This window comes from Flavobacterium ardleyense (genome assembly GCF_033547075.1).
GTDB lineage: Bacteria > Bacteroidota > Bacteroidia > Flavobacteriales > Flavobacteriaceae > Flavobacterium > Flavobacterium ardleyense_A.
Window position 1 is genome coordinate 3,178,567 of record NZ_CP137891.1, and the last position, 6,557, is coordinate 3,185,123.

The following is a 6,557-nucleotide window of genomic DNA, read 5'->3' on the forward strand; positions in this document are numbered from 1 at the left end:
AAATTTATAACATTTACAGATGCATGATATTTTGATGTTTTATTCAGAAAAAATCCTCTTTTCAAATGTGATAATGCAAATCATGAATTCTTTTCTAAGACTCATTGTGCTTATAGGAAAATATATGATTATTTTAGTGCCATATTTTAAAACTATGTTTAAACTGTTTCGAGAAAACATTCGAATTGCTTTCACTTCGATTCGATCACAACTACTGCGCACCATTCTCACCGTCCTTATCATTGCTGTGGGCATTACAGCTTTAGTTGGTATTTTAACGCTAGTTGCGGCATTAGAAAATACGCTGTCATCAGATTTTGCTACAATGGGTTCAAATACCTTTAATATTAGTAGATACGATTCGCAAGAAAACTTAAAAAGTAATGAAGAGCGAAAAATCAATCCAGTTCTCTCCTATACTCAAGTGAAAGAATTTTCAGAAAGATACAATTATCCAACAACGCATACTTCAATCTCATTTACAGCTACTGCGGCTGCTGAAGTAAAATATGATTCAAAAAAAACTGATCCCGAAATTTCGGTGTTGGGAGTAGATGAATATTATTTAGTAAATTCTGGATTACAAACTACTTTAGGTAGAAACTTTACTCGATTTGACATACAAAATAATTCGCATGTTTGCGTTATCGGCTCCGATTTAGAAAAAGCACTTTTTAAGGATGTCAACCCTATAGATAAAGTGATTTCTATTCGAGGTTCAAAATTTAAAGTCATCGGAACTTTAAAAGAGAAAGGTTCTACCTTTGGCAATAGCCAAGACCTGCGTATTTTAATTCCTATTCAACTAGCTCGATCAATTTATACATCTCCAAATATCAATTACTCTCTAAGTATAATGACGGACAAAAAAGAGTTGTTAAATCAAGCAGTAGATGAGGCTATCTTAACAATGCGACAGGTTCGTAAGTTAAATCCAATCGAAGAAAACGATTTTGGAATTTCTAGAAGCGACGATTTGATCAACAGAATTCTAGATCTTACGCAGTATTTAGGATGGGCCGCTTGGATCATTGGAATCATTACAATATTTGGTTCGTCAATTGCCCTGATGAATATTATGCTTGTATCGGTTACAGAAAGAACGCGCGAAATTGGGGTACGGAAAGCTCTTGGCGCCAAAAAAGTAACGATTGCAACTCAATTTTTTATCGAGACGCTAATAGTAGGGCAAATGGGGGGCTTTTTAGGTATAATATTGGGTATTCTTATTGGTTTTTTTATCGGCTTGGCGCTAGATTTCACCTTTGTAATTCCGTGGTTGGCAATTTTCGCAGCATTTGCAACAACATTTTTGGTTGCAATTGTTTCTGGTTTATACCCAGCAATTAAAGCTTCAAAATTAGATCCAATCGAAGCTTTGCGTTATGAATAAATTATTTTCGGCCAAAAATCATTCGGTCATTCCCAAAAATATCTTTGCGAATTTCGATGTCTCGAAATTTATAATCGCTTAGTAATTGAACCATCCTTTCGCCGAGATATTGATTTATTTCAAAATACAGTTGTCCGCCTTCCGAAAGACTTTTGCTGGCAAGTTGTGTGATTTTTAAATAGAATAACAATGGATCTTCATCTTCGACAAAAAGTGCAATATGAGGCTCAAATTCCAATACATTCTTATGCATTTCCTGCTTTTCTAGTTCACGAACATAAGGTGGATTGGAGACGATAATATCATACGTTTCAGATAATTTTGTAGTTTTTAAAATATCCATTTCGATAAAATTGACTTTTACCTTATTTATCTCAGCATTAACTTCTGCCACTTTCAGCGCATCTCTCGAAATATCAACGGCTGAAACCTCCGAATTATTTAGATTTTTTGCTAACGTAATTGGAATACAACCGCTCCCTGTACCAATATCAAGAATTCGTAACTGCTTAGATTTATTCGAATTATTTTTCAAAATCCAATCCACCAATTCCTCCGTTTCAGGTCTGGGAATTAATACTGAAGAATTTACTTTAAAACGCAATCCATAAAATTCTGTCTCTCCTAATATATATTGTATGGGTTTTTGCAATTGAAGTTGGTTAATTATATTTTTCCACTTTTGAATTTCGAGTTCGTCAATTTCAAAATCTGGCTTCAAAGCTAAATCAACTCTCGACATTTGATGAAAATTATTTAAAATCAAATAAAAAAAACTATCCACTTCCTGCAAGTCGTAGATTGACGAAAGGCTTTCGCGAAATTTAGTTCTAAAGTCTCTAAGTAACATATTAGTTTTATATAAGTTTTTGAAAGATATAATATTTTAAAAGATATTGTAAAAAGGATGCGCTTTGCAGATTGTATATTTGAGTTAATCAATAATCTTGAAAATGAAAACTGCCTTAGCTCCTATTGTTTCAAAAAATAGCCAAGTAATAATTCTAGGAACAATGCCTGGCGAACAGTCACTTTTGCAACAGCAATATTATGCAAATAAAGGAAATCATTTCTGGAGAATTCTATTCCAAATTTTTGATCACGAATTTTCTACCGACTATGAAGTCCGCAAAGAATTAATTCTCAAAAACAATCTCGCTCTCTGGGATGTGATTCAAAGTTGCGAGCGCGAAGGCAGTTTGGATAGCAAGATTAAAAATGAAGTTCCAAACAACTTTTCAGAATTTCTTGAAAATCATCCCCAAATTTCAACTATTGTTTTTTCAAGTAAAGCAGCGGCGGCATATTTCAAAAAATATGTTTCACCGCCGCCTCAATTAAAATATTTAACGCTTCCATCCCCAAGCGGTGCCAATGCTCATCTTAATTTGGCTGAAAAAACAGAACTTTGGTTAGAGCTTCTTTCCTATTTGAAATAATCTAAACTAATTTGAGAAAGCTTTCTGCAATTCTTCAAAACTCAATTCAACTTGCTCTGAAGTCGCTAAGTTTTTAAGTCCATATTTATTTTGAGCAATTTCATCTTCTCCGCAAATAACCGCAAACTGAATTCCTCGTTTGTCTGCATATTGAAGTTGTTTTGCAGTTTTAGCTTTGTCTGGATACAATTCAACCGTCAATCCTGCGGCTCTTAACTTTGTAATTGCCTGCATTGCAAACAGCGATTCATCTTCTCCGTAATTTAAAAACAACGCCTTGGCAACAGAATTTACAGTTTCCGGAAAAAGATTCAAAGCTTCTAGCACCAAATAAATTCGGTCTAAGCCGAAGGAAATTCCAACACCACTAATGTTTTTCAATCCAAAGATCCCGGTCAAATCATCGTAACGACCTCCACCACCAATTGACCCTAGACCTACAGAAGCTGGAGCAGCTACTTCAAAAATAGCTCCTGTATAATAATTTAATCCTCTGGCAAGAGTAACATCAAGATCCAAAACAGTTTTGCCAAGTCCTAAAGCTTGAATTTTAGAACAGATAAAACGAAGTTCTTCAACTCCTTTTGTGCCTTCTTCAGATTCAGAAAGCAGTTTTGCAAGTTCCTCCAATTTAGATTCGATAGAACCCGAAAGGTGTAACAATGGACGGATTTTCTCAATTGCCGTTTCAGAAATTCCTTTTTCAAGCATTTCTTTTACCACTCCATCTTCACCGATTTTGTCTAATTTATCCAGCGCAACCGTAAAGTCGATTAGCTTATCTTTCGCACCAATTACTTCGGCAATTCCAGCTAAAACTTTTCGGTTATTTATTTTTATTACTACGCCGTCAATCCCCAATTCAGTAAAAACTGCGTCGTACAATTGCACTAACTCTACTTCTTGCCAAAGCGAAGCCGAGCCTACAACGTCAGCGTCACATTGAAAAAATTCTCTAAATCTCCCTTTTTGTGGTCTATCCGCACGCCAAACTGGCTGAATTTGATAACGCTTAAAAGGAAACGTAATTTCATTTTGATGCTGCACAACATAACGCGCAAACGGCACAGTCAGATCATAACGAAGTGCCTTTTCAGAAATGGAAGGAGTCAATTTTGTACTGTTTTTCTCATTCAAAAATTGCTCATTCGCTTTCGCCAAATAATCGCCAGAATTCAAAATTTTAAAAATCAAACGATCGCCCTCTTCTCCATACTTTCCCATCAAAGTGTCAGAATTTTCAAACGACGGAGTTTCAATTGGATTAAATCCAAATCGCACAAAATGGCTTTTAATAATGTCCATTATATAAGTACGTTTTACAACTTCTGAAGGTGAAAAATCTCTAGTTCCTTTTGGTATGCTTGGTTTCTGTGCCATAATAAATTAAATTGTGCTGCAAATATCGTGTATTTTTATTTGCCTTCAATTGTCCTTGGCATTGCTTTTAGATTTTAAAGTATTTTTTTGCTTTCGCTAAATTTATAATGACATTTTCAATTGAAAATACCCGAAAAGCAACAGCATTTTGACATTTAAACCTATTTTTGTAAAGTGAAGAATTCAGAAAAATATATGCAGCGCTGTTTGCAACTTGCCAAAAATGCTTTGGGAAACTGCTATCCAAATCCGATGGTGGGAAGTGTGATTGTGTATAATGGCAAAATCATCGGCGAAGGTTGGCATCAAAAAGCAGGCGAAGGTCACGCCGAAGTTAATGCAATTGCTTCGGTGAAAGACAAAAATTTATTGACCAAATCTACTTTGTACGTAAATCTTGAGCCTTGTAGCCATTTTGGAAAAACGCCACCTTGCAGTGATCTTATTATACAACATAAAATTATAAAAGTTGTAATTGGCATAATCGATTCGCATTCGAAAGTTTGTGGCGCGGGAATTCTGAAGTTACAAAATGCAGGAGTTGAAGTCGAAGTTGGCGTTCTCGAATCAGAATGTTACGAACTCAACAAACGCTTTTTTACATTTCATAACAAAGAGAGACCTTATATAATTCTCAAGTGGGCCGAAAGTCGTGACGGATTTATTGCTCCAGATAAAAGTCAGCGAGAGAAAATCGAACCTGTTTGGATCAGCAATCCAATTTCACGTCAACTTGTTCACAAATGGCGAACCGAAGAACAAGCGATTTTGATTGGAACAAATACCGCTCTTGATGATAATCCAAGTTTGAACGCTAGAGATTGGAAAGGAAAAAGTCCGGTTAAAATTTTAATTGATCGCCAAGGAATTGTTCCGCCAAACGCAGCTATTTTTAATTCCGCTTCCGCGAAAACGATTCTGATTACTCAAAATTTGGATATAGCGTCGGCCGAAGGAATAATCATAGAAACTGTCACTCCAGGAGATTTGTTGCCACAACTATTGGCAATTTTGCGAAAGCACAATATCCTTTCGGTAATTGTTGAAGGTGGAAAACACACTTTACAAACTTTTGTAGATGCAGATCTTTGGGACGAAGCCAGAGTTTTTGAAGGTCAAATTGATTTATCAACTGGGATTAGCGCTCCAAATATCAGTGGAAAACTAAAATATACCGAAAATATATTAACTGATAAATTATCAGTTATGCTAAACTCAAATCAATCTTGGAAGAAATAGATACTTACAATACCATTGAGTTTGAAGCCGAGCCAATATTATTCAAAGAGAAAAACAGCAAATTCTTCGGCTATGCATTTCCAATCGAAAATGAGGACGATGTAAAAGCGCATCTCGAAATTCTACGCAAGAAACATCCAACTGCAGGGCATTTCTGTTACGCTTATCAAACTGGTACCGACACCAAATACTTTCGTGCAAACGACGACGGCGAACCTAGTAATTCAGCAGGAATGCCTATTTATGGTCAAATTCAGTCATTTGACGTAACTAACATTCTAATTGTGGTAGCAAGAATTTTTGGCGGAACAAAGTTGGGGGTTGGCGGACTTATCTCTGCTTATAAAACGGCGGCTCAACTAGTTTTAGAAAATTCCGAAATCGTCCAAAAGACAATTGATATACATTTCCTACTTTCCTTTGACTATGCGGTCATTAACAAAGTAATGCGTATTATTAAAGAAAAGCGATTGGATGTTATTTCTCAAACGATGGAAATGCGCTGTTTAATCGAAATAGCAACGCGCAAAAAGAATGCTGAGCAAGTTTTAGAGAGTTTCCAATCGTTGCACGAAGTTGAATTAAAAATAAAGGAATAACCTTTGTAATATTTTACTATTCAATTTTGTCAAGAATCTCTTTTATATAATCGGGCGCGGCTGTTGCGCGACCTGTTTTCATGTCCACAAACACCAAAAGAAAGCTCGCTGTTGTTAATAACTCATTTTGCTCATTGCGAATTTCGCAATCAAATTCAATCTTCACAGAACTTTGTGACTTGAAGGCAGTTTTAATGGTCAGAATGTCATCATATCGTGCAGATTTTCTGTAATTCAAATTCAAATTTACAATCGGCAACGCAACACCTCGCTCCTCCATGCTTTTGTACGAAATCCCTTGACTTCTAAGCCATTCCACTCTTCCGATTTCAAAATAGGGTAAATAATTAGCGTGATAAACCACACCCATTTGGTCTGTTTCTGAATACCTTACGCGTACCTCTGAAAAATGCTCTCTCATAATTTATTTTGGTTTTAAATTAGCTGAATTTTTGACTCCTTACGACTTTATTTTAATTAAATCAACCAGCTGAAAATTTTTTTTTA

General features: G+C 35.6%; 7 protein-coding genes. 4 read left to right on the forward strand and 3 right to left on the reverse strand.

Annotation, left to right across the window (positions count from 1 at the left end; genetic code table 11):
• The first annotated feature begins 154 nt into the window (after window positions 1–154).
• On the forward strand, window positions 155–1,393 hold the full coding sequence (locus SBO79_RS13905; RefSeq protein ID WP_318640998.1) for an ABC transporter permease: 1,239 nt from the start codon (window positions 155–157) through the stop codon (window positions 1,391–1,393).
• A 1-nt stretch (window position 1,394) separates the two neighbouring features.
• Here SBO79_RS13905 and prmC read toward each other — a convergent pair whose 3' ends face one another.
• Entirely contained in the window at window positions 1,395–2,243 is an 849-nt protein-coding gene (prmC, locus tag SBO79_RS13910; protein ID WP_318640999.1) for a peptide chain release factor N(5)-glutamine methyltransferase, read from the reverse strand.
• 103 nt (window positions 2,244–2,346) lie between these two features.
• Here prmC and SBO79_RS13915 point away from each other — a divergent pair, with 103 nt between their 5' ends.
• Entirely contained in the window at window positions 2,347–2,832 is a 486-nt protein-coding gene (locus SBO79_RS13915; RefSeq protein ID WP_318641000.1) for a DNA-deoxyinosine glycosylase, read from the forward strand.
• Between the two features lie 6 nt (window positions 2,833–2,838).
• Here the strand turns inward: SBO79_RS13915 and hisS are convergent, their stop codons facing one another.
• Window positions 2,839–4,212, reverse strand: coding sequence for a histidine--tRNA ligase (gene hisS, locus SBO79_RS13920; protein ID WP_318641001.1), 1,374 nt, complete (start codon window positions 4,210–4,212; stop codon window positions 2,839–2,841).
• A 174-nt stretch (window positions 4,213–4,386) separates the two neighbouring features.
• Between hisS and ribD the strand changes: the two genes are divergently transcribed.
• Complete coding sequence (ribD, locus tag SBO79_RS13925) at window positions 4,387–5,451, forward strand: bifunctional diaminohydroxyphosphoribosylaminopyrimidine deaminase/5-amino-6-(5-phosphoribosylamino)uracil reductase RibD (RefSeq protein WP_318641002.1); 1,065 nt, start codon at window positions 4,387–4,389, stop codon at window positions 5,449–5,451.
• The gene (locus SBO79_RS13930; RefSeq protein WP_318641003.1) at window positions 5,439–6,050 is read left to right on the forward strand and encodes an IMPACT family protein; all 612 of its coding nucleotides are present in this window, start codon (window positions 5,439–5,441) and stop codon (window positions 6,048–6,050) included. The genes ribD and SBO79_RS13930 overlap by 13 nt, the downstream gene beginning before the upstream one ends.
• Window positions 6,051–6,066: 16 nt before the next feature.
• Here the strand turns inward: SBO79_RS13930 and SBO79_RS13935 are convergent, their stop codons facing one another.
• Entirely contained in the window at window positions 6,067–6,471 is a 405-nt protein-coding gene (locus tag SBO79_RS13935) for an acyl-CoA thioesterase (protein WP_318641004.1), read from the reverse strand.
• Window positions 6,472–6,557 lie beyond the last annotated feature (86 nt).

Coding starts and splice junctions, on each gene's coding strand:
- SBO79_RS13905 (WP_318640998.1), top strand. CDS start 155: ATGTTTAAACTGTTTCGAGAAAACATTCGAATTGCTTTCACTTCGATT.
- prmC (WP_318640999.1), bottom strand. CDS start 2,243: ATGTTACTTAGAGACTTTAGAACTAAATTTCGCGAAAGCCTTTCGTCA.
- SBO79_RS13915 (WP_318641000.1), top strand. CDS start 2,347: ATGAAAACTGCCTTAGCTCCTATTGTTTCAAAAAATAGCCAAGTAATA.
- hisS (WP_318641001.1), bottom strand. CDS start 4,212: ATGGCACAGAAACCAAGCATACCAAAAGGAACTAGAGATTTTTCACCT.
- SBO79_RS13935 (WP_318641004.1), bottom strand. CDS start 6,471: ATGAGAGAGCATTTTTCAGAGGTACGCGTAAGGTATTCAGAAACAGAC.